General features: G+C 61.5%; 15 protein-coding genes. 4 read left to right on the forward strand and 11 right to left on the reverse strand.

Going from position 1 to position 21,555, the window contains the following annotated elements:
* Positions 1-487: 487 nt before the first annotated feature.
* The 7 genes from HW090_RS04720 to mreB all read right to left on the reverse strand — a co-directional run bounded on the left by HW090_RS04720 (position 488) and on the right by mreB (position 10,559).
* Positions 488-4,300, reverse strand: coding sequence for a YhdP family protein (locus tag HW090_RS04720; RefSeq protein ID WP_179112385.1), 3,813 nt, complete (start codon positions 4,298-4,300; stop codon positions 488-490).
* Between the two features lie 34 nt (positions 4,301-4,334).
* Positions 4,335-5,792: a ribonuclease G gene (gene rng, locus HW090_RS04725; protein ID WP_179112386.1), complete on the reverse strand. Its 1,458-nt coding sequence runs from the start codon at positions 5,790-5,792 to the stop codon at positions 4,335-4,337.
* A 54-nt stretch (positions 5,793-5,846) separates the two neighbouring features.
* A complete protein-coding gene (locus HW090_RS04730) occupies positions 5,847-6,455 on the reverse strand; it encodes a nucleoside triphosphate pyrophosphatase (protein WP_179112387.1) in 609 nt (202 codons plus the stop codon).
* Positions 6,456-6,588: 133 nt separating this feature from the next.
* On the reverse strand, positions 6,589-7,737 hold the full coding sequence (locus tag HW090_RS04735; protein WP_179112388.1) for a PEGA domain-containing protein: 1,149 nt from the start codon (positions 7,735-7,737) through the stop codon (positions 6,589-6,591).
* Positions 7,738-8,011: 274 nt separating this feature from the next.
* A complete protein-coding gene (gene mreD / locus HW090_RS04740) occupies positions 8,012-8,491 on the reverse strand; it encodes a rod shape-determining protein MreD (RefSeq protein WP_179112389.1) in 480 nt (159 codons plus the stop codon).
* Positions 8,488-9,384 (reverse strand): rod shape-determining protein MreC, encoded by an 897-nt coding sequence (gene mreC / locus HW090_RS04745; protein ID WP_256930748.1) that lies wholly within the window; start codon positions 9,382-9,384, stop codon positions 8,488-8,490. The genes mreD and mreC overlap by 4 nt, the downstream gene beginning before the upstream one ends.
* A 137-nt stretch (positions 9,385-9,521) precedes the next feature.
* A complete protein-coding gene (mreB, locus tag HW090_RS04750; RefSeq protein ID WP_179112390.1) occupies positions 9,522-10,559 on the reverse strand; it encodes a rod shape-determining protein MreB in 1,038 nt (345 codons plus the stop codon).
* Positions 10,560-10,893: 334 nt separating this feature from the next.
* Between mreB and HW090_RS04755 the strand changes: the two genes are divergently transcribed.
* From HW090_RS04755 to HW090_RS04770, 4 genes are read left to right on the forward strand one after another with little or no spacing between them, the layout of a single operon-like run.
* Entirely contained in the window at positions 10,894-11,925 is a 1,032-nt protein-coding gene (locus tag HW090_RS04755) for an ABC transporter substrate-binding protein (RefSeq protein WP_373416380.1), read from the forward strand.
* Entirely contained in the window at positions 11,926-12,717 is a 792-nt protein-coding gene (locus HW090_RS04760; protein WP_179112392.1) for an ABC transporter permease, read from the forward strand. It begins immediately after the preceding gene.
* Entirely contained in the window at positions 12,714-13,502 is a 789-nt protein-coding gene (locus HW090_RS04765) for an ABC transporter ATP-binding protein (RefSeq protein WP_179112393.1), read from the forward strand. Before HW090_RS04760 ends, HW090_RS04765 begins: the two co-directional genes overlap by 4 nt.
* Positions 13,499-14,737: an NnrS family protein gene (locus tag HW090_RS04770; RefSeq protein ID WP_179112394.1), complete on the forward strand. Its 1,239-nt coding sequence runs from the start codon at positions 13,499-13,501 to the stop codon at positions 14,735-14,737. Before HW090_RS04765 ends, HW090_RS04770 begins: the two co-directional genes overlap by 4 nt.
* A 13-nt stretch (positions 14,738-14,750) precedes the next feature.
* Here HW090_RS04770 and HW090_RS04775 read toward each other — a convergent pair whose 3' ends face one another.
* The 4 genes from HW090_RS04775 to HW090_RS04790 all read right to left on the reverse strand — a co-directional run bounded on the left by HW090_RS04775 (position 14,751) and on the right by HW090_RS04790 (position 21,501).
* On the reverse strand, positions 14,751-15,533 hold the full coding sequence (locus HW090_RS04775; RefSeq protein WP_179112395.1) for a Crp/Fnr family transcriptional regulator: 783 nt from the start codon (positions 15,531-15,533) through the stop codon (positions 14,751-14,753).
* Positions 15,534-15,683: 150 nt separating this feature from the next.
* The gene (locus HW090_RS04780; RefSeq protein WP_179112396.1) at positions 15,684-17,111 is read right to left on the reverse strand and encodes a surface lipoprotein assembly modifier; all 1,428 of its coding nucleotides are present in this window, start codon (positions 17,109-17,111) and stop codon (positions 15,684-15,686) included.
* 202 nt (positions 17,112-17,313) lie between these two features.
* Positions 17,314-18,267: a hypothetical protein gene (locus HW090_RS04785; RefSeq protein ID WP_179112397.1), complete on the reverse strand. Its 954-nt coding sequence runs from the start codon at positions 18,265-18,267 to the stop codon at positions 17,314-17,316.
* A gap of 60 nt (positions 18,268-18,327) precedes the next feature.
* The gene (locus HW090_RS04790) at positions 18,328-21,501 is read right to left on the reverse strand and encodes a TonB-dependent receptor domain-containing protein (protein WP_179112398.1); all 3,174 of its coding nucleotides are present in this window, start codon (positions 21,499-21,501) and stop codon (positions 18,328-18,330) included.
* Positions 21,502-21,555 lie beyond the last annotated feature (54 nt).

Below are 21,555 nucleotides of genomic sequence, written 5' to 3' on the forward strand. Positions count from 1 at the left end.
CGCCGCGAAGGGCCATCCATGGCCCATCGCACCTCTCGCGGCATCCCTGCCGCTCAACCCCTTGCACGACGATTCCGCTCGGCCTCCTGATGGGGGTGGTGAAGCGGGCGGTGACTGGAAGATCGAATTAAACAGACTTGATTGAAGTTTATCTTCAGATCTGGTCAGTTGTGGATGTCACAGGCGCAGCATCCCCCCCCTTTCAGAAGGCTGAACGCAGGCATTGCGTAGGGGAGCGAGTGGCATGGATGCCACGAGAGGCGTAAAGGGCCAGGACGGCCCTTGTACGCCGGCCCCCGGAGCGATGCCGGAGTGAAGGAACCCCGGAGCACAGCGCAGGGGCCGTATGACAGGGGGGCGTGTTTCTTTGCTCCCTTTCTTTGCACGAGCCAAGAAAGGGAGGCGCCGTAAGGGCGCAACCGGTGGCCCAGCCACCACACCCGTTGCAGGTGTACGCAAAAGCCAAACAATGCCGCCACCCGCACTATCAGTTCGGCTTCTCGAACGGCTTGTCGAAGGTGATCTTCGGCGACTGCCACGGCCCCTTGACGTCGTACTGCACAGTGGCGAACCGCGCCACCTTGTCGCCGAGCAGCTTGTCGGCGATGAACAGCGCACCGCCAATAGCGGGTGCGCCAACGATCAGCGCGGCCAATGGCAAGTTGTTGCTGACCGGCAACGTCACCAGCAGCTTGGCATCGATGGTATCGCTGACCATATCCAGCCGACCGTCCAGCTCCAGGTTGCTCGATGGCCCCGTGACCGTGATCGGTTCACGCGTCATGAAGATGCCGTCGGAGGCCAGCAAGGTGCCCTTGAGACGGTCATAACCGAGTCCCTTGCCAAACAGGTCGCTGAAGTCCAGGCGCAGGCGTCGGCCAATGGCGTTGAAATTCAGCAATCCAAATACCCGCAATGCCTGGGCACTGCCCTCGACTTCCTTGAACTGACCATTGCGCATGTTCGGGGCCAACGTCCCCGAATAACGCTTGAGGCCGAACCAGGCTGGCGAGCCAGGCCAACTGCCGTCGGCATCCAGGCGGAAACTGCTGCTACTGGTCGAGGGCGCGAAGCCCCAGGCCAGCAGCACATCTTCGAGGTTTCCACCCTGCAAGCGCCCCTTGTAGGCCGTTCGCCCATCCTTCCAGATCAATTCACCACCGATCTTCAGGCCCTTCAGGTCCAGATCGAGATTGCTCATCGCCACACCACCGGCCACCGGCCGCACTTTCAGCGCCCAGCGCCCCAGCAGGTTGTCGCCGCGAAACAGCTGTTCGATCAGCACATCGGCAGCAGGCAGGCTGGCGGGGTCGATACCCGCCAGCGGGTCGACGGGATCGGCTTGCGGGCCGTCGGCTTCCTTCGCCGCCGGCAGGCGCAGGTGCCGCAGGCTGATCGCGATAGGGGCACCGCTCGTCAGCGGCAGGCGAACCTGGCCGCCAACGACCTGGCTGCGCAGCCCCAGCAGCCAGGCGTTCTGGATCGGTTGCAGGTCCACATCCAGTGTATCGATACGTGTTCCGAAGCCTTCGAAGCGGTCCAGGCGCAGGCGCACCTCGCGAATGAACGAAGCCTCTGCCAAGGGATTCTTCTGCCCATCGCCCTGCGCCGTCTTCAACGCACGCTGCCAGGCATCCCAGTCCAGGCGGGACAGCCGCCCACGCACGCGCAGCCCCTGCGTACCCGGCAATCCGGCTGCACCACCGCCCAGCCGCAACTCGCCACGGCCATCCAGCAGGCGCCCTTCGGGTGCCGTATAGACGAGCGCAGCCAGTGCGTCATGTTGAATCTCGTAACGCCGCTGCGGCCCCTGCAGCGTCATGCTGAAACTAGTATCCCTGCGCGCCGAAGCCTGCTTGCCGAAAGGCTCGGGCAGGTCGATGGCCAGCCCCTGCAGCGACGAGTCCACCTGCAGGCGCCCGGCACCGCCACCAATATCGACACGCACCTGATAGGGCAACTCGCCACGGGCGGGCAACGCCTGCTTGACCTCAAGCCAACGCACCAGATTCGCCAGTGTCACGCTGCCACGCGCCTCGATCCGTGACAGCGGCTTACCCGGCCTACCCGTCGCTAGGATCCGCCCACTCACGTCACGCCCGAATGCCTTGGCGTGCACCTGTGCCGCGCTCAGGCCCTTGTCCGAGTCATAGGTGAAATCGCCGCTCAGGGCGCTCAGCTTCAATTCCGGCTGGAGCAGGCGCAGGCTGGCGTCCTGGCTGGAGAAATCCACCCGCACATGGGGCCGCTCGCCATGGGCCAACGGAATGTCCAGATCGAGCCGCGCCTGCAACGGGCCCTCGGCCTTCCAACCGGAGAACATACCCTCGGTTCCCAGAGGCGCCCCCTGCAGGATATGCATGCCATCGGCCAACGTCCCGCTGATATCGCCCTGCAAGGCCAGTCGCGGCGCATGCCCTGCCTTGGCCGGCGGAATCTCGGCCTGCGCCTGTCGGATATGGCTCTCCAGAATGCGACCTTCACTCAAGCGCACGCGCACCCTGGCATTCTCGATCAGCACCTCGCCGCGCCCTTCGCGCAGGGCGGGCCAGCCCGGCTGGAAGGCCAGCTCGGCGTCACGCACCTTGAAGTACAGGCTGAGGTTATGCGCCTCAGCCGGGGCACCTTTGTTCAGCGAGCCCTGGTACTGGAAATAACCCTGCTCCACATGCCCGCCACGGATGGCCTCCTTCAACCAATCGGACAACGCCGGCTTCAACGCCGGCGAGAGGGTCGGCAGATAACGCTCGGTGAAGCGCGCATCGCCGTCGCGCATGCCGACCCGCAGGTCCATGTAGTCCTCGGCCTCCGGGTCGCGCACCAGGCGGATAAGGAAATCCCCCGCCAGTTGCCCTTCTTCACCGTCGATCCGCAAATAAGGGGCACGCAATGTGAAGGCTTCATCATCCAGGCGCCATTGCAGGCTGCCCTGGCTACGCCGGTAGTGCCAGGCCTCGGGGAACAGGCGTGCCAGGTGCAGGGAGAAATCCTGGCTGTCGAAGCGCAGTTCACCGCCGCCCAGGTTGCCGGTGAAACTGCCTGAGACATTGCCGGCCGCCGGCACCCAGCCGTGCTCCTGAATGCTCACGCCGTCCAGGTTGGCGTGGTAGGAGAAGCGCTCCGCCAGCTCTTTTTCAGGGCGATACACGAGTTGCACGTTGCGCAGCTGCCCCGTCGGCGCCAGGTCGTCCAGCACGCCGGCAGCGACCTCCGGCAATGCCACGACCTCCCGCACCAGGCGTGCAAGCGGCTGCAGGCCCACATGATCGATGCCCAGGCGCCAATGCCCGCTGTCCTGTTGCTGGTCCAGCAGCAAACGCATATCGCTCTGCCGTGCCTCGCCCTGGGCGAAGGACAGGCCGTCCAGTTGCATGTGCCAGCCTTCCTTGCGCTGCTCGGCGTAGACGGTGACCGCCAGATCGTTCAGGGGCGCTATCGCCCGCTCGCCCTGTGCCAGCTCCAGGGCTGGCATGTGCAGGCGCATCACACCACGTTCGAGACGGCGTTCGCGCACCCGCAGCCAGAGTTCTCCGCCCAGGTCGAGCTGGCGTACTGCCCAATCCGCAGGCAGTCGGTCCGCGAGCAAGGCGCTCCACTCGCTCTCGGGCAGATCGAGGTAGAGGTCCAGCGCGGAATCCTGCCATTGGCGGCTGTCGACAGCGAGTTGTGCCTGCAAGGCCAGCGGCTTGCCATTGGGCAACAGCAGGCGCCCTTCCAGGCGCAGGCGTTCGCCGGCGGTCTGCAGCAACAGATTGGCATAACTCAGCGTCTGGGCCGGACCGTCATGGGGCAGCAGTGTGACCTGGCTGTCGAGCAAAGCCAGGTTACGCACCCTGCGCAGCCCTTGCAGGATCGCCGCCGGGTCCGGCGCGGCCTGCGGCGTCTGCGCGACGATCCCGTCGACCCGCCAGGCGCCCTGCTCATCCTGCACGACGCTCAGGTGCAGGCCAGCCACCCGCAACTCATCCAGATGCGGCTGACGTGTCCAGAGGCTTTCGGCCAGATCAGGCACCAGTTCCAGGCGGTCCAGGTGCAAGGGGCTATCGCCCTCGCCAATGGAGACTTCATGCGCCAGCAGCCGTGGTTGCAGGCCATCCCACTGCCCTTCGAGGCGCCCGATGCTGACCGGCATCCCCAGTTGCCGCTCCACGACAGCCTCGATGTCGGAGCGGTGCTCGGCCACCCATGGCACCAGTTGCCGCCCCAGGCTCACATACAGGGCCAACAGCACCAGGCCGATGCCCAGCAGGCCGGCACAGCGGTAGAGCGTGCGGGCAGCGAGATCGGCGAAATGCTTCATAGGGGTGTTCTCCTGATACGCCCTGAATCTCTATTCAGAGCAGCACCACGTCGTACTGTTCCTGGCCATACATGCTTTCCACCTGAAACTTGATGGATCGCCCGATGAATGCTTCCAGATCGGCGACATTGCCCGACTCCTCGTCCAGCAGGCGGTCGATCACCTTCTGGTTGGCCAGCACCCGATAGCCTTCGGCCTGGTAGGCCCGCGCTTCACGCAGGATTTCCCGAAAGATCTCGTAGCACACCGTTTCCGGCGTCTTCAGCTTGCCGCGCCCATGGCAATGGTCGCAGGGCTCGCACAGCACCTGCTCCAGGCTCTCGCGGGTGCGCTTGCGGGTCATCTGCACCAGGCCCAGCTCGGTGATGCCGATGATGTTGGTCTTGGCGTGGTCGCGTTCGAGCTGCTTCTCCAGCGTCCGCAGCACCTGGCGGCGATGCTCTTCGTCTTCCATGTCGATGAAGTCGATGATGATGATGCCGCCCAGGTTGCGCAGCCGTAGTTGCCGGGCGATGGCGGTAGCCGCCTCCAGGTTGGTCTTGAAGATGGTTTCTTCCAGAGTGCGATGCCCGACGAAAGCGCCGGTGTTCACGTCGATGGTGCTCATCGCCTCGGCTGGGTCGATCACCAGGTAGCCACCGGACTTGAGCGGCACCTTGCGCTCCAGGGCACGCTGGATCTCGTCCTCCACCCCGTACAGGTCGAAGATCGGTCGCTCGCCTGGATAGTGCTCCAGGTACTCGCTCAGTTCCGGCATCAGCTCCTCGACGAACTGCCCGACCTTCTGGAAGTTCTCCCGCGAGTCGATGCGGATCTTCTCGATACGCGGATTGACCAGGTCACGCAGCGTGCGCATCGACAGCGCCAGGTCTTCATAGATCATGGTAGGCGTGGGCGCGGTCTTGATCTGTCCGGCGATCTGCTCCCAGAGCCGCCGCAGGTAGCGGATATCCATGAGGATTTCATCCTTGCCCGCGCCCTCGGCGGCGGTGCGCAGGATAAAGCCGCCGTTCTCCTTGATGCCTTCGGTGGCCACGCATTCGGCCACCACCTGCTTGAGGCGCTCGCGCTCGGCCTCATCCTCGATGCGCAGGGAAATGCCGACATGGCTGGTGCTCGGCATATAGACCAGATAGCGCGAGGGAATCGAAAGCTGGGTGGTCAGGCGTGCGCCCTTGGTGCCGATCGGGTCCTTGGTCACCTGCACCACCAGGCTTTGGCCTTCGTGTACCAGGGCGCTGATCGGCTCGACCGCATTCCCTTCGCGGCTGGAAATTTCCGAGGCATGGATGAAGGCCGCACGGTCCAGCCCGATGTCCACGAAGGCCGCCTGCATGCCCGGCAAGACACGCGCCACCCGCCCCTTGTAGATATTGCCGACGATCCCGCGCTTCTGCGTGCGCTCGACGTGCACTTCCTGCAAGACGCCGTTCTCCACCACCGCCACACGGGACTCCATGGGGGTGATGTTCATCAGGATCTCTTCGCTCATTGTTCTTCTCTCCTGGTAAGCGGGTTCTTGCTGTTCGATACGGCGGGGTGAGCGTCATTGCGCAGGGTCGACGTGAAAATCCCAGCATGGAATGCCATAGCGATCGAGCAGGCGCGCCGTCTCATGCAGGGGCAGACCGACCACGCCGGAATAACTGCCATACAGGTACTCGACGAACACCGCCGCCGCGCCCTGGATCGCATAACCGCCCGCCTTGTCCAGCGGCTCGCCGGTTGCCCAGTAGCGCTCGGCCTGCTGCGTGGAAATCTCGCCAAAGCCGACACGGCTTTCCACCAGAACGGCCTCGCAGCCCTCCGGCCCGGCCAATGCGACAGCTGTCAGCACGCGATGTTCACGCCCCCCCAGTGATTCAAGCATCGCCATGCCCTCCTCACGGTCGGCAGGCTTGCCAAGAATGCGGCCATCCAGCACCACCGAGGTATCGGCGCCAAGGACGAATGATGAGGCCGCAACGCTGGCCTCCAGCCGCTGCCGCCCCGACTCGGCCTTTTCCCGCGCCATGCGCAGCACATAGTCGCCTGCGACCTCAGCGGGCAACGGGGTTTCATCGATGGCGGCATGCAAGAGGGAGAACGGAACGCCAATCTGTTCGAGCAGTTCACGGCGGCGTGGCGATGCGGAGGCGAGAAACAGTGCGGCCATGCCGGCTCCTTGTTGGAAATGCGGACAGATTCGCATATCTCGGCATGCGGCGGGAAGCGCCAAGGGCGCGGATCAGCGAGGAAAGAGGGAGGCAGGATCGGAGCTGGCCGCAAGCCGGCCAGCTCCGTGGGTATCAGAAGTTGAAATTGACGACCTGGTCGCCGTTCAGGGTCAGGGAACGGCTCTTGGTCAGGCCGCCGACAGTGACCTTGATCTCATAGACGCCGCCGTCGAGCATCAGCGATACCGGCGTGGAACCATAGACCTGATCGTTGATGGTCACCTGATCGTTGAACTTGTTGCTGCGCACGATCAGCGAATGGCTCTTGCTGTCGCACAGCTCGTAGGACACGTCGAGTATGGCGCACGCCATCATCTTCTTGGCGGTCACCGCCGCTTCGATGCTGACCTGTGCCGAGACGGTGCCGTCCAGGCTCATGCTGGCCTGCGAAAAGTCGCTCTTGGTGCGATAGCTGAACCAGTTGGGACTGACCTTGAGGCTGCTCACCTGATCGCGAATTTCCTCGCCCAGGACACGCTGGTAGTGCTCCTGCACCCACTGCGGCATGCGACCGTCATACTCGTAGTCGGCCAGGCATGCGGCCAGGCTCTTGGCGGTCGAGCAACGGAAGGTGACGGCTTCATTGAAGTGAATGGTGCGGTCGAGACGACTGGCGATGGCCTGGATGCGCTTGCTGTCACGCTGGCGAACCTCGGAAGCGAGCTGCGCCTTCAGGCGCTCGACGTCGCGGGCCGCCTGGGTGAAGCGCAGGTGCTGGTCGCCGAGCTCCTGCTCGACATTCTGGACACGCTGGCGCACGGCAGTCTCTTCGTCGGCGCTGCGCTTGTAGTCTTCCAGCAGGCTGTCCAGGCGCTCGCGGTTGGAGGTCTGTTCGAAGAAATCCTCGACCTCCAGCCGTACCAGCTTCTTGACATTGGACGATTGCAGCGCTGCGGCGCTCTGGGCGCTCTTCTCGACGCGCAGGCTGTCTTCCATGCGCTTGCGCTCCAGCAGGATCGCGTCGAGCTCGGCAATCTTCGCCGCCAGTGCCTGGGCACGGGAGGATGGCGCTCCCTGAGAGGAATCACCCGGGGCTTCTTCTCCGGCACCGGTGGTGACCAGCAGCGACGGTGCGGCCTTGCGATCCTCAGCCTGCGACTCCCCGCCACCGACCAGAGAAAGCACCAGCAATGCGGAGAAGAACGATACCGTCAGGAAGACCGGTTTGCTTATGCCCAGATATCTAACCGGTTTGGAACAATACGAAACATCAGTTTCCATAACCACTCGCTCATGCTCTGTGTTGGTGTTTCTATTTCTTCTGGAAAACGGCCGCCTGGATCGGAGCCTGTCGACGTTTCATCACGATCACAGCGCAACCCCACGCAGTGACGCACGACCTACCGTTTGCCCCACCCCATCACCATCGGAAAAGACGGTGCTCAAAACGGAAAGACTCGGCATGGTTTCAGAAAAAACGCCCGCATTCAAGATTCTCATGGCCATAAGCCATGCCCCACGTCAATGATTTGCGGCGAAACGACAGTATTCGGAGTCAGTTGACGCGGAATCGACGGCGAAGTCCCTGCAGGGCAATGTAGACCCAAGGCCACAGCAATGCGCTGATCGGCACCGGAACCAGGAACAACAGCGTGGGCGGATGGTTACCCGTCAGCGTCCGCAACCAGAGCTGTACCAACTGGGCAAGCCCGAAAATCACCAGCAGGACCATGCTCTGCTGCCACAGGGGAAACATTTGCAGCCGCTGTTGCAGGCTCAGGACCAGGAAGGCGATCAGCACCAGCGGCAAACCGTTCTGCCCAAGCAGCGTCCCCGTCAGCACATCCAGCGCCAGCCCCAGGCAGAAGGCCACGGTCATGCCGCCACGGTGCGGCAGGGCCAGCGCCCAGAAAGCCACCACCATGCCCAGCCAGAGCGGACGGCCGAGGGCCATGCCCTCCGGCATCGGTACGATGCTCAGCATCAATGCCAGCGCCCAGCTCAGCCAGATGACCCAACTGTTTCGCGAAGTCATTGTGCGGTCTCCTGCGTCGGCTCAGGCGCTGGAGCCGTCTCGGCGGCCGGGGTTTCCTCAACCTGACGATCAGCATCCAGTTGCGCCTCGGCGGCCGCATTGGCTCGCTCTTCCGGGCTTCTGGAATCACTGAAGACCAACAGCAGGTAGCGGCTCCGATTGAGCATGGCGGTCGGCGCGGCACGCACGATGGCGAACGGCTGACCGGAGCCATGAATCACCTCGGTCACCTGGGCCACCGGGTAGCCGGCAGGAAAACGCTGGCCCAGCCCGGAGCTGACCAGCAGATCACCAACCTTTATATCCGCCGTCTCTGCGACGTGGCGCAACTCCAGGTAGTCGGAATTCCCGGTGCCGGCGGCGATCGCCCGCAACCCATTGCGATTGACCTGCACCGGGATGCTGTGGGTCACGTCGGTGATCAACAGGACGCGCGACGCATAGGGCATCACTTCCACGACTTGCCCCATCAGGCCGCTGGCATCGAGCACCGGCTGGCCGACGAACACGCCGTCCTTCGCACCCCGGTCGATCAGGATGCGATGGGTGAAGGGATTGGGGTCGACGCCGATAAGCTCGCCGGCGATGACGCGATCATCGACCAGGGCCGAAGAGTTGAGCAGTTCGCGCAGGCGTACATTCTGCTCGGTCAGGGTCGCCAGTTTCTGCAGGCGGCGCTGCATCAGCAACAGCTCGGCCTTGAGCTTCTGGTTCTCGGCCAACAGGCTGCTGCTGGAGGTGATCTGCTGCGTCGCACCTTCCCAGACACGCACCGGCAAGTCGGCCAGCCAGTAGAACGGCGTCAGCACCATGCCCATGTGGCTGCGCACGCTTTTCAGCGTGTCCATGCGCGCGTCCACCACCATCAAGGCGACACTCAGCACGGCGAACACCAGAAGGCGTACACCGGGCGAAGTCTTCTTGGCGAATAGTGGTTTGATGGCCGGCTCCTCAGGGAGGCAACGTCAGGCGACAGGCCGCGCTCCACCGACCGGCACAAGCGATCGGAACACGGCCCGCGACGAGCGAATCACTCCGTGGACAACAGGTCCATGGCATGGCGATCCATCATCTCCAGTGCCTTGCCGCCGCCACGGGCGACGCAGGTCAGGGGCTCTTCGGCGACGATCACCGGCAGGCCGGTTTCCTGGGACAGCAATTTGTCCAGGTCGCGCAGCAGGGCGCCACCGCCAGTCAGCACCAGGCCACGCTCGGCGATGTCGGAGGCCAGCTCGGGCGGCGACTGCTCCAGAGCGCTCTTGACCGCTTGCACGATGGTCGCCAGCGACTCTTGCAGGGCCTCGAGTACTTCGTTGGAGTTGAGCGTGAAGCTGCGCGGCACGCCCTCGGCCAGGTTACGGCCGCGAACGTCGACTTCGCGCACTTCGTTGCAAGGGAAGGCGGTGCCGATTTCCTGCTTGATGCGCTCGGCGGTGGACTCGCCGATCAGGCTGCCGTAGTTACGGCGCACATAGGTGACGATGGCTTCGTCGAAGCGATCGCCGCCGACCCGTACGGATTCGGCATAGACCACGCCATTGAGGGAGATCAGCGCGATCTCGGTGGTACCGCCACCGATGTCGACCACCATCGAACCCCGTGCCTCGTCCACCGGCAGGCCGGCACCAATGGCTGCGGCCATCGGTTCTTCGATCAGGAAGACTTCACGCGCACCGGCACCCAGCGCGGATTCGCGGATGGCGCGGCGCTCGACCTGGGTCGATTTGCAGGGCACGCAGATCAATACGCGCGGGGACGGTTGCAGGAAGCTGTTTTCGTGAACCTTGTTGATGAAGTACTGCAGCATCTTTTCACAGACGCTGAAGTCGGCGATCACGCCGTCCTTCATCGGGCGGATGGCATTGATGTTGCCGGGTGTACGACCCAGCATGCGCTTGGCGTCGGTCCCGACGGCCACTACGCTTTTCTGGTTGCCATGACTACGAATGGCGACGACGGAAGGTTCATCCAGAACGATGCCACGATCGCGCACATAAATAAGGGTATTGGCAGTGCCCAGGTCGATCGAAAGATCACTGGAAAACATGCCACGCAGTTTCTTGAACATAGGGAAGGGCCCTGAGGCGAACGCGTGGGAAGAAAATGGCGCAAACAAGGCGCGGATAAAAAAGTGGCGCAAACTCTAACAACCGTCCGCGCATAGGGCAACAGGACGATCACGCGATGACCCCAATCACACGGTAAAGTGCCCAGTGGCTCACGACCGTTTCGGCGCGAATCATGCCGACGCTCCAGGCGCAGCCCCCGCGCATTCCGTTTCTTGAGCATGATATTGATAATTGTCATGCCGGCCCCAGGCGGCGGCAGATACACTCCCCGGCGAATCCAATATCGCCAGGAGCCGCCATGCCATCTTGCGAGGGCCACAACCGATGCCCGGCCTGACACGCCATCTGCTGCCGGCACTGCTCCTGGTCGCCACCACGCTCTCACTTTTCGCGCATGCAAGCGTGACGGCGGCCCAGGGGTCCGCACCGCCGATACGCGAACGCCTGGTGCTGGCCGGGCCGCCCGCTCCCGTGTCCTATGCGCTGCTGCATATGCTGGAAAGCGGTGCACTGAGTGACCTGGCGCGCGACGTCAGCTTCGTCCAGTGGAGCAATCCCGACCAGTTGCGCGCCCTCGTGGTACAGGGCCAGGCTGATTTCATCGCCGTCCCGACCAATGTCGCCGCCAACCTTTATAACCGTGGCGCGGATATCCGCCTGCTGAACGTGTCGACCTGGGGCGCGCTCTGGATCGTGTCGCGCAACCCCGGCCCGCTGACCCTGGCGGATTTCCGTGGCGAGGAGATCGCCATCCCCTTCCGCGCCGACATGCCCGACATCGTCTTCGGCACCCTGGCCGAGCGCCAGGGACTGGACCCGCTCAAGGACTTTCGCCTGCGCTACACCGCCACACCGATGGACGCCCTGCAACTGTTGCTGATGCGTCGCGTCGACCACGCCCTGTTGACGGAGCCGGCGGTTTCCATGGTGCTGCGCAAGACCGGTTCCTTCCCGGTGTCTCTGGTCGCCCCGGAACTCTTCCGCAGCGTCGACATGCAGGCACAGTGGGGACAACTGCTCGGAGGCCCGGCCCGCATCCCCCAGGCCGGCCTGGCCGTGCTCGGCAAGAACCGGGATGACGCGCGCCTGGTCGAACGCCTGGAGACTGCCTACGCCCACTCGAATGCCTGGTGCAACGAGCATCCGCAGTCTTGTGGTGAACTCGTCGCCCGCCATATCAAGCTGCTCGATGCCGTGGCCGTCGCCGACTCCCTGCAGACACTGCCCAGGCACCACGCCAGTGCCGCCCAGGCCAGGGAAGAACTGGAGTCATTCTTCCGTATCCTGTTGCAGAGGCAACCGCAAACCCTGGGCGGCAAACTGCCCGATGCCGCTTTCTATGGGGGAGCTGCCGCTCCGCAATAGATGAAATACATCCTGCACGCACTACGCCATACGCTGAGCTACCTGTGGAGTGGCTGGGGCGCCATTGCCAGCTTGTTGCTGTTCTGCGCCGCCTGGGAACTGGCCGGGCAGGTCTACGGCCCACTGGTGCTGCCCGGCCCACTGGCGACCCTGGAACGCCTGCTGGCGATGTTCCAGGCCGGCATCGCCCAGCCGCAACTGGTCATTTCCACGCGCCGCACGCTGTATGGCCTCGGCGCTGCATTACTGATCGGCAGCGCCCTGGGGTTGCTGGCCGGGCGCTCGCTGACGGCGGCCATGCTGTCGCGCCCGCTGGTCACGTTGCTGCTGGGCATGCCGCCGATCGCCTGGCTGGTACTGGCCATGCTCTGGTTCGGCCTGGGCGATGCCACGCCGGTGTTCACCGTGTTCATCGCCTGCTTTCCCATCGTCTTCGCCGGCGCCATGCAGGGCACGCGCACCCTGGACAACCAGTTGAAAAAGGTCGCCACCGCCTACCGTCTGCCCTGGCACATGATGCTGACCGACCTGTACGTTCCCCATGTCATGTCCTACCTGTTCCCGGCCTGGATCACCGCCCTGGGCACGTCCTGGAAAGTCGTGGTGATGGCTGAACTGCTGAGCACCAACGACGGTGTCGGCGCGGCGCTGGCGACCTCCCGCGCACAACTGGACACCGCCACTTCGCTGGCCTGGATCCTGGCAGTGCTCGGCCTGCTGCTGGCGGCCGAATACCTGTTCCTCGAGCCGCTGAAGCGCCGCGTGGAACGCTGGCGCACGGAGGCCGAATGAACGCCCTGCACCTTCGCCACCTTTATCACAGCTACGGCCCTACGGAGGTGCTGGCCGATGTCGGCCTCGACCTCTACAGCGGAGAGACCCTCGCCCTGGTCGGCCCCTCCGGCTGCGGCAAGAGCACCTTGCTGCACGTGATTGCGGGGCTGATCACCCCCACGGAAGTGCTTATGCAATGCGACTTCCGCGGCATCGGCTGCGTCTTCCAGCAACCCAGCCTTATGCCCTGGATGAATGCCTCGGACAATATCGCCCTGGGCCTGAAGGCACTCGGCGTGCCCCGAGCAGCACGGCGCAAGCAGGCCGCCAGCATCGCCGCACGCCTGGGACTGGCTGAGGACGACCTGGACAAATATCCCCACGAGCTTTCCGGCGGCATGCAGAGCCGCGTGTCCCTGGCCCGCGCCCTGGCCGTTTCGCCCGACCTGCTACTGCTCGACGAGCCCTTCTCCGCCCTCGACATCGGCCTCAAGCTCGAACTCTACGGCCTGCTGCGCGAGCAAGTGGCGCAACGCGGCTGCGCGGTGCTGATGATCACCCATGACATCATGGAGGCCGTGCGCCTGGCGGACCGCATCCTGCTGATGGTGCCCTCGCCCGGTCGCCTGGTGCATGAGTTCACCCTCGACCTGCCACAGTCCGAGCGCAGCGAAAGCTGGGTCCACAAGATCACCGGAGAGTTGATGGAAAGCCGGGAAATACGTATCGGCTTCGGCCTGGAGCCTGGCACGCTGGAGGCGCCACCCTCCAGTCACCCACGGCACACCGGGTGCCAGGCATGAAGCCGCTTGCGCTCTTTTTGTCCTGCGGCTTTCGCCCGTTCTTCCTGCTGACCGCGAGCAGCGCCGCACTGTTCATGCTGATCTGGCTGATGATCCTCGGCGGCTGGCTGCCCGGCTGGAATCCCCCTGGCGGCAGCCTGCTCTGGCATGCCCATGAACTGCTGTTCGGCTTCGCCGCCGCGGCCACCGCCGGCTTCGCCCTGACGGCGGTGCCGGAGTTCACCAACACGCCACAGATCAGCGGCAAACCACTGCTGCCGCTGATCGTACTCTGGCTGCTGGCGCGCCTCGGCTACCTGCTCGCGCCGCTGTGGCCGGAGCTGCTTGGACTCTGGCCAGTAGCCCTGTGCAACCTGGCATTCTGGCTGGCCCTGCTGCGCCTGATCGCTCCACGCCTCTGGCGGGACTCCGGCCGCCGGCATATCAGCTTCGCCTGGATCATCGCCACGCTGGCGGGGCTGCAAGTGGGGTTCTTCATCTCGCACGCTATGGCCGGCAATGCCATGGACTGGCTGCGCGCCACCACCGGCGCGGTGATGATCCTCATCATCATCGCCACCAGCCGTATCTCCATGAGCGTACTCAACGGCCAGGTCGAGGAAGGCCTTCCGGGTAATACGGCACCCGGCACCCGCTACCTGGCACGCCCGCCCCGGCGCAACCTGGCGATCTTCTGCATCGTCCTTTGCGGCCTCGCCGAACTGGTATACGGGCCTGGCGGCATCACCGGCTGGACCGCACTGGCAGTCGCCGCCGCCATGTTCAACCTGCTCAACGACTGGCACATCGGTCGCCCGCTGTTCACCCGCTGGGCCTTGATGATGTACGCCAGCTACTGGCTGATCGGGCTGGGCTACGCAGCCATGGGGCTGGCCTGGCTGACGGGCGGCTTCAGCCCTTCGGCCGGGCGCCACCTGCTGACCAGCGGCGCAATGGCACTGTCGATCTTCGCCGTGATGAATATCGCCGGGCGTATCCACAACGGTAACTGGCTCGACCGGCGTCTCTGGCTACCCGCCTGCGCCATCGTTCTCTGCATGGCCGCCCTGCTGCGACTGCTGGCCAGCCTGCCGTCGTGGGGCACGGTCGCACCAACGCTGCTATCGCTCTCGGGGCTGCTCTGGGCCGCGTGCTTCGCGGTCTACTGCGGCTACAACTGGATTCGCCTGAGCAGCCCTCGGGAGGATGGCCAGGACGGCTGCGCGACACCCAGGGAGCAAGGCAAGCAACACTGAATGCAGGCTGGGTTCAGCCCTTGCCCAGCGCCTGCCTGGCATAGTTGCAGCAGTCGAACAGGCTGCTGCCAAGGTGATCCATCGCCGTTGTGCCTTCGAACGTCATGTCCGGCGCCGGCAACCCCACCTCCTGGCACAAACCATCGGCGTCCAGCAGCACCAGCTCTGGCGGACGCCCACCAATGAAACCGGCGCGCCTGAAGGCGCTCAACTGGCGGGAGAAAGTTTCCGGCGTAATGTTCAACTGGCGCGCCAGCACACCGTGGCTTGCCGGCAAGGCCAGCCACGCGCTGCGCTGTTGCAGGTAGAGGTCCATCAGGTACGCCACCAGTCGCTGGGCGGAGTTGCCGATGGTGAGCAGGTCGATACGGTTGAGCGACTGGGAAATCCGCGTCGCCATGCCCTCCAGCATCGCGATGCTGAAATCCGGGGATACGCGGCACAACTCCAGCAGCCGCGCACGCGGCAGGCGGTAGATCGAACAGTCGCTGCCAGCCCGCGCCGACAGAGGGTAGCGACAAGGCTCGGCGAACATCGCCGTCTCCGCCAGCAGGTCGCCCGCCTCCATGCTGCGAAAGACCTTCTGCTCCCCCGTGTAGCTGGGGCGGTACAGCACCACGCTGCCCGCCTGCAGCAGGAAGAAATAAGCCGCCTTGTCGCCCATGCGGAACAGATGCTGGCCGCTTTCCAGACGCACCAGCGAAGCGCCCTCTGCCAGCACTTGCAGCTTGTCCTTCCCGACCCTGGCGAAAATCGAAGAGCCGGCAAGCATCTGAATCAGACCTGGAGTTTTCATTGGGCGCTTGTCTCAAAGGTACGCTTTTCCGAAAGAGTCGCTTCCATCCCCCACGACTCAGTGAAATGCCTCAGCCAGAGATGAGAAATAGTATCGAATGAAAAATACTAGCACCCGATTCCATCACATCGCCATCGCTCCCGGCTGAAATCAGAAATTTCGCCTCAGCATCAGGCTCGCTTCCGTCTGCCGGAAGCCGAAGGCCCAATCGATATTGCTGTGATTGATGCTGTGGCGCAGGCGCAGCTCGGGGGTGAGCCCTGCGACCTGCCAACCATTGGCACCCACACTGAGGATATAGACCTGCTGCTTGTCGTGCCGCCGTCCGCCGAGGAAGAAGTCGTAGGCATCGTTGCGGCTTTCCCGGTAGATGCCCAGTGCGTTGACGAATAGCCCGGCGCTGCCGGCAAAGGCATGGTAGACGCCGCCACGCACGGCCCATTCGCGGCTGCTGGCCTGGTCCACTTCGTACTTCTTGCGGGTGAGATTGACGCCGCCGTACAAGCTGGTGCCGGCGCTGGCAGAGAAGGAGGCGGACAACCCCCACTGATACTGTTTGTAGTCAGCGCCGGTCAGCAGACCCTTGGAGGTGTATTCGTAGCGCTTGGCATCCAGGCTGGTGCCGACCTGCCAGCGGCGGCTCAGGGAGCGGCGCCATTCCGCTTGCAGTCCATGGGCCAGGTAATCGCTGGCACGATTGCGGTAGTAATGCTCCACATAGGGCGTGAGCGTGACACTGTCGCGAGCATTCAGATACTGGTAGCCCGCCTGCAGGATCGCCAGGTTGTTGCTGTAGTCCCTGACCCTGGAGGTCGTGGACGGATTGGTCTCTGAATAGTAGTTGCCGTAGCTGAGCGGACGCAGTTGCAGGTTGTGGTTACCGACTAGATTGAAACGGCGCTGTAGCGACAGCTCGTAGTTGACTAGTTCCGAATCGATGGCCTCGGGCATCTTCTGTCTGATATAGCAGTGGCTGCCGATCCAGGAAGCGCAACGCTGGTAACCATTACCTTGGTTGATATTGTCGTTATAACCCCAGCCCAGCGCCGCACTGCCATGCCAGTCGGCACGGATATCCAGTGCCTGGCGATATTGCTGCACCAACATCCGGGCCTGCTCGGGCAGGCCCATGGCCAACACCCGCTCAAAACCTTTGCCTGCACGTTTTTCCTGATAGTCCTCGAACCACAACCGGGCCAGCTCCAGTTGGATACGAGTGTCCAGCGGCTCTTGCTCACTGGCCAGCTCCATCAGCCTGAGCGCCTGCGGATATGTGCCCTGGAAACGGGCGTACAAGCTTTCCGCCATGTTAGCCAGCCCCGGGCGATGCCCCGACAGGGCACGGTAACGCTCGATAAACTCCGGCAACTGGCTCCACTGCTGGGTATTGATGGCGACATAGATGGCTGGAGTCAGCGCCTCCAGCGTGCTAGGCACCTGGTAGCGCCGGCCCTCATACATCAAGGTACCGGGCGGCGCCGCCAGCACCTCCTCGGCCTGGGTCTTCTGCTCGATGCTGCGGCGGGTCTGTTCCTGCAAGAACAGCGTATCGTCGTCGTCCGCCCAGGCACCTGGCACAACAAGTCCCGCCAGAAGCAGACAGGCCGCCCTGAAATGGCATGGCATAAATGATTTCCGCAATAACAGTGCGTCATTTAGAATGGAGACCGGCGAACCGGCCTCCACAGGTAGCTCCCCAAGCGATACCGAACGAGACTCATCCGGCGTCGCCCTGTTTGACGCTCTCCGCTGGTGGCCGCCAGTGGAGAGTGGTCAAACCTCAGGGGATGATGTCGCCGTTGCCGTTGTAGCTGCCGCCGAAGGCTACGTGATCAGTTGTAGAACCGCCTTTGTAGATACCAGCTAAAGCTTCAGCACCATTGTAGAATTGTCCCTCAATAGCACTACCTTGACTGAATCGGCCATTGCTGTGGATATCCGTGCCAGCGAAGTTCACGATATCGGCCCCAGTTGCACTATAGCGACTGATCGAACCAGTGATATCACCAGTAGCAGTGGTGGGATCGTAGTTAGCCGTTAGCACACCGGTATACAGATCTGGAGAGTTAGGCTGGTTATTGCCATAGCCACTTGTAGTTTCTCCGGTACGGCGAATACCTACTACGTTGTACTCAACATCTACCAGCTCAGGCGTAGCAGCTACGGCATTATCACCTACATACCAGACAGTGCGATCAGCGCTGCTCATATTCAGGTTGGTGCTAGGACTGGTAGTCGGGCTGTTCTGCGGAGACCACTCACCAAAGTACACACCCTGGCCCAATGCATAAGCCTGGTTGGCAGTAGCTGGATTGGCGTCATGGTCACGCTTGACCTGGCCAATCACCAACCCACCGAATACCGGCATGGGAGCAGATGGCGTCATCACTTGGCGCAAGCTGGAAATATCCGCAGTGGCGTTGGCAGTGCTCTTCCAGACTTGGGCGATAGTCACCGCAGTACCCGGCTGCTTCGCCCAACGGTCACCGTTGCTATCGGCCACACCATTGGTGGCCTGAGCGATCGGCGCCTGCAACAGATCGGCATAACCGGAATAAGGTGCCGAACCCGTGCTGCTGAATGCCAGGCCCGAATACCCAGGAGTACCACCCGGGGCGATATTGGAAGAACCAATACTCACATGGGTGCTGGAAGCCCCGCCTACAGGTGCGGCAGAAACTGCACCCGAAACGGCCAAAGAAAGTGCTGCCAGAGTGAAAGCAAACTTCTTCATATATTTCTCCAATAAGAGAGTGGGTTGGTGAACACTGATTTTTATAAAAACCAGCAAAAACTAGAAATTTATTCCCGCCCCTAACATCAAGGTGCGGCCCGGGCCTGGTGTTGGTGACTTGGATAGTGGGTCGAGGTAATAACGATTGGTCACGTTCTCCACGGACATGCGCATATTTAAGCGATCATTGAACTGATAGTCTGCATAGATATCGATCAATTTCACCGGATCCCAGTAATAAGGCCGCAACAGGCCGTTATAAGCCTCACTTACACCCGCCTTCATCAGCCCATCCAGCTTGTCATTATCGGCCTTACTGTGATAACGCAGGCGAGTACCCAGGTCGAGTTTCTGGTTAAGTAATCGGGTACCCAGATCCAGTGTGACGGAGTACTCCGGCTGCAAACTGAGGAACGACATGGTGCTGGGGAAACCACCCGGCATGCATTCGGGAATGCGGTTGTAGCCAGGACTGAGTTGCACGGCATAATCCTTGTCGCACAGTTCCTGCTGCAGGTGATAGGTAATACCCAGATTGCCGTAGAAGCGCCCACTGTCAGCACGTCCCTGCAACTCGATACCGCGCATCACCTTGCGATCGAATTGAATGGCCTGCATGGTCAGTGCACGATCATAGAAGTCATGAATGATGTTATCGAAATAGCTGACCTTCACATCAGCCACTTGCAAGCTGGGTAGCAACCCACTGAAGTTGTAGGTGTAGCCTACTTCCCAAGACTCATTACGCTCAGGACTACCTAACTTGTCATTGACGAAAGCAGCACCTGCGTTATTGCGATCACCCGTTGCCGTTTCATACAAGCTCGGGAAACGTGCCATGCTGCCATAACGAATATAAGCCCTGGAGCGATCAGTCAACCGATAGGATGCTACCACCTGACCAGACCAGGCTTCTTCATGCCGCTTCTTCGGTCGCTTCCAGGGATCTGTGGCTGGAACCTGAACAAAGGTTCCGAAGGGGTCACCGCCACCAAGCCCTTGATACTTGTTATAGCTGCCAGCAATTCCCTGTGGATTTTCCACCATTTCATCAGGATCAATGGAGCCATTATAAAATGGGTTCTGGTTACGATCCGCCTTGCCATCTACCAGTGGCACTGCTGCATACACGCCCCAGCGCTGAAGACCATCGGCCCCAACATATGGACTATTACTAGTTATATTATTTTCGAGTTTATAATCATTAAACTCATCATTGGCCGCCACATAAACTGCCGCCGCATTCCTATAATCATCATAGAGAGAACCTGAGGTTGGCCGCCCAGCACTACGCCACGCCTGAGTGGCCGCACGGTTGGCTGCAGACAACGCAGCAATATTTGCCATCGTTGCGATTTCTTCATTACTGACCAGTCGCTGATAAGAAATTTTCTGATGGGTATTGATGTAGTTCAATTTCCATTTTTCATCCTGATTGAGCCTGTGCTTATCCAGCTCCTCATCGAATGCAGAGAATTCTCCATAACGTACTCCCGCACTGATTTGCAACCGTTCGGTAGCCTCCCACTCCAGATTCATACTGGCACCGTATTCGCGCCTATTACCTGAAGCCGGGCCAATCAGTCTATTGCCAAACAACCCCATCACCGGATCGAAGTCTGGCTTGGTCTCCTTTTGCACTTCATGTTGATAATCTGCAGCCACGGTCAACGCCAGCACATCATGCAACTGGAAACGGTTGCTTATATCAAAACCCGTGCGTTTCGAATTGCCAAATTGGGAAGTTCCCATCTGCACATTGTATTGGCCGTCGGTATTGGGTTGGCGAACGGGCATGGGGACGCCACAGGACGTGCCGAGCGTTCTGCATTGCCACTCAGACAGTACCCATGTATCCCACGCCCTGTCTGCTCGCTGTACTTGATAGGTATAGTCACCGTTCTGGTAACGTTCACTATCGCTGTTGGTATGCCAAAGTGCCATTTCCAGGTCGATCAAATCAGAACCTGTCGGTTTCCATTCATACCCCAGTCGATAAACATCCTGCTTGATCACCGTATTAGGGAAAGGATAACTAAGGCGCTGCCTGGCCTGTTCAATATAACCATTGACCTCGGTATCCCACAGCACATTGCTGATCATGGCGTTTGGCGTTTCGGCAAATTCAAAGTCATTGCGGCTGTAGCTGAACGACAGTTTGCGATCATCACCCAGGTAGAAGTTGCTTTTCAGCAGCAGGCTTTCCAGTTCTTGGCTCGTATAAGACACCTCCCAGCCGGGCTCATACACTTTTGCCGACTGTGGATAAAGGCTGTCCAGACCACTGCGTTGGTAATTCCCCAACGCATCGTAACTGGCGCCTCGCCCCTCGAAGTTTCCCGCCCCCTTCTTGCCGGCAAAATAGTTGCCACGTTCCACGTAGCTATAGGCCGCTAACAGATCCACTGTTTCATGCTTGAATGCAGCAGCAATAAAGAGCTTGTTGTCATCCAGGTTGAACAGATCGACGTCACTCTTCTTCCGGCGGCTGGCCTGTGGCTCATAAAACCCAACCCCTGCAACGCTAAACGGACCGAGGCCAGCAGCACCCGAAATATCCCGGTAGTCCATACCTTCATACTGGAACGGGTCAGCCATGTTCGGCTTGACCGAGTTGCTGGCAGTTCCGCCCTTGATTTCCAGTCCCCAGTTCTTGTCATCCTTGATGATGTCGTCCGCTTCGATAGTGCGGATCTGCACCGAGCCACCCACGCCACTCTTGACCCCGCGGGTCATGGAAGGCCCCTTTTCCACATGTATGCTGCGAAAGAGGTTGGGATCGACATAGCTGCGGTTGGTAACGCCCTGCATGTTCATCCAGACATCGGTGGTCTGTACGGTACCGTCCACCGTGACCGGGATACGGCCGTTGCCCTGCATGCCTCGAATGTTCGGCGTCAGCGCCGAGCCGTTGCGGTTATCGCTGTTGAACACACCGTTCATGCCGGAGAAGACATCGCCAACAGATACGCCGTGATAGCGCTCCAGTTGCTTGCGATCGATGTAGAGGTTGGAGATGTCCTTGTCGTAGATGTCGTCATGACCTTTTTCGTCTTCGGTACGATAGTCCGCCTGAACTTCCAGGGGTAATAGCTCCTCGACATCTTTCGACTGGATAACTGCATCCGTGGCAGATTCTGTTGGCACCCCTTGCCGATCACTGGCAAAACCACCCGGGCTGACCAGCCAGAGCGTCGAAATGATGAACGCCAGTTTTTTCGGCGTGAACGGCATTGCAATCCCCTCCCCAAGAAAGCCCAGGACGATGACCAGGCCGATTGCAAACAG

Source organism: Pseudomonas sp. ABC1 (assembly GCF_013395055.1).
Taxonomy (GTDB): Bacteria; Pseudomonadota; Gammaproteobacteria; order Pseudomonadales; family Pseudomonadaceae; genus Stutzerimonas.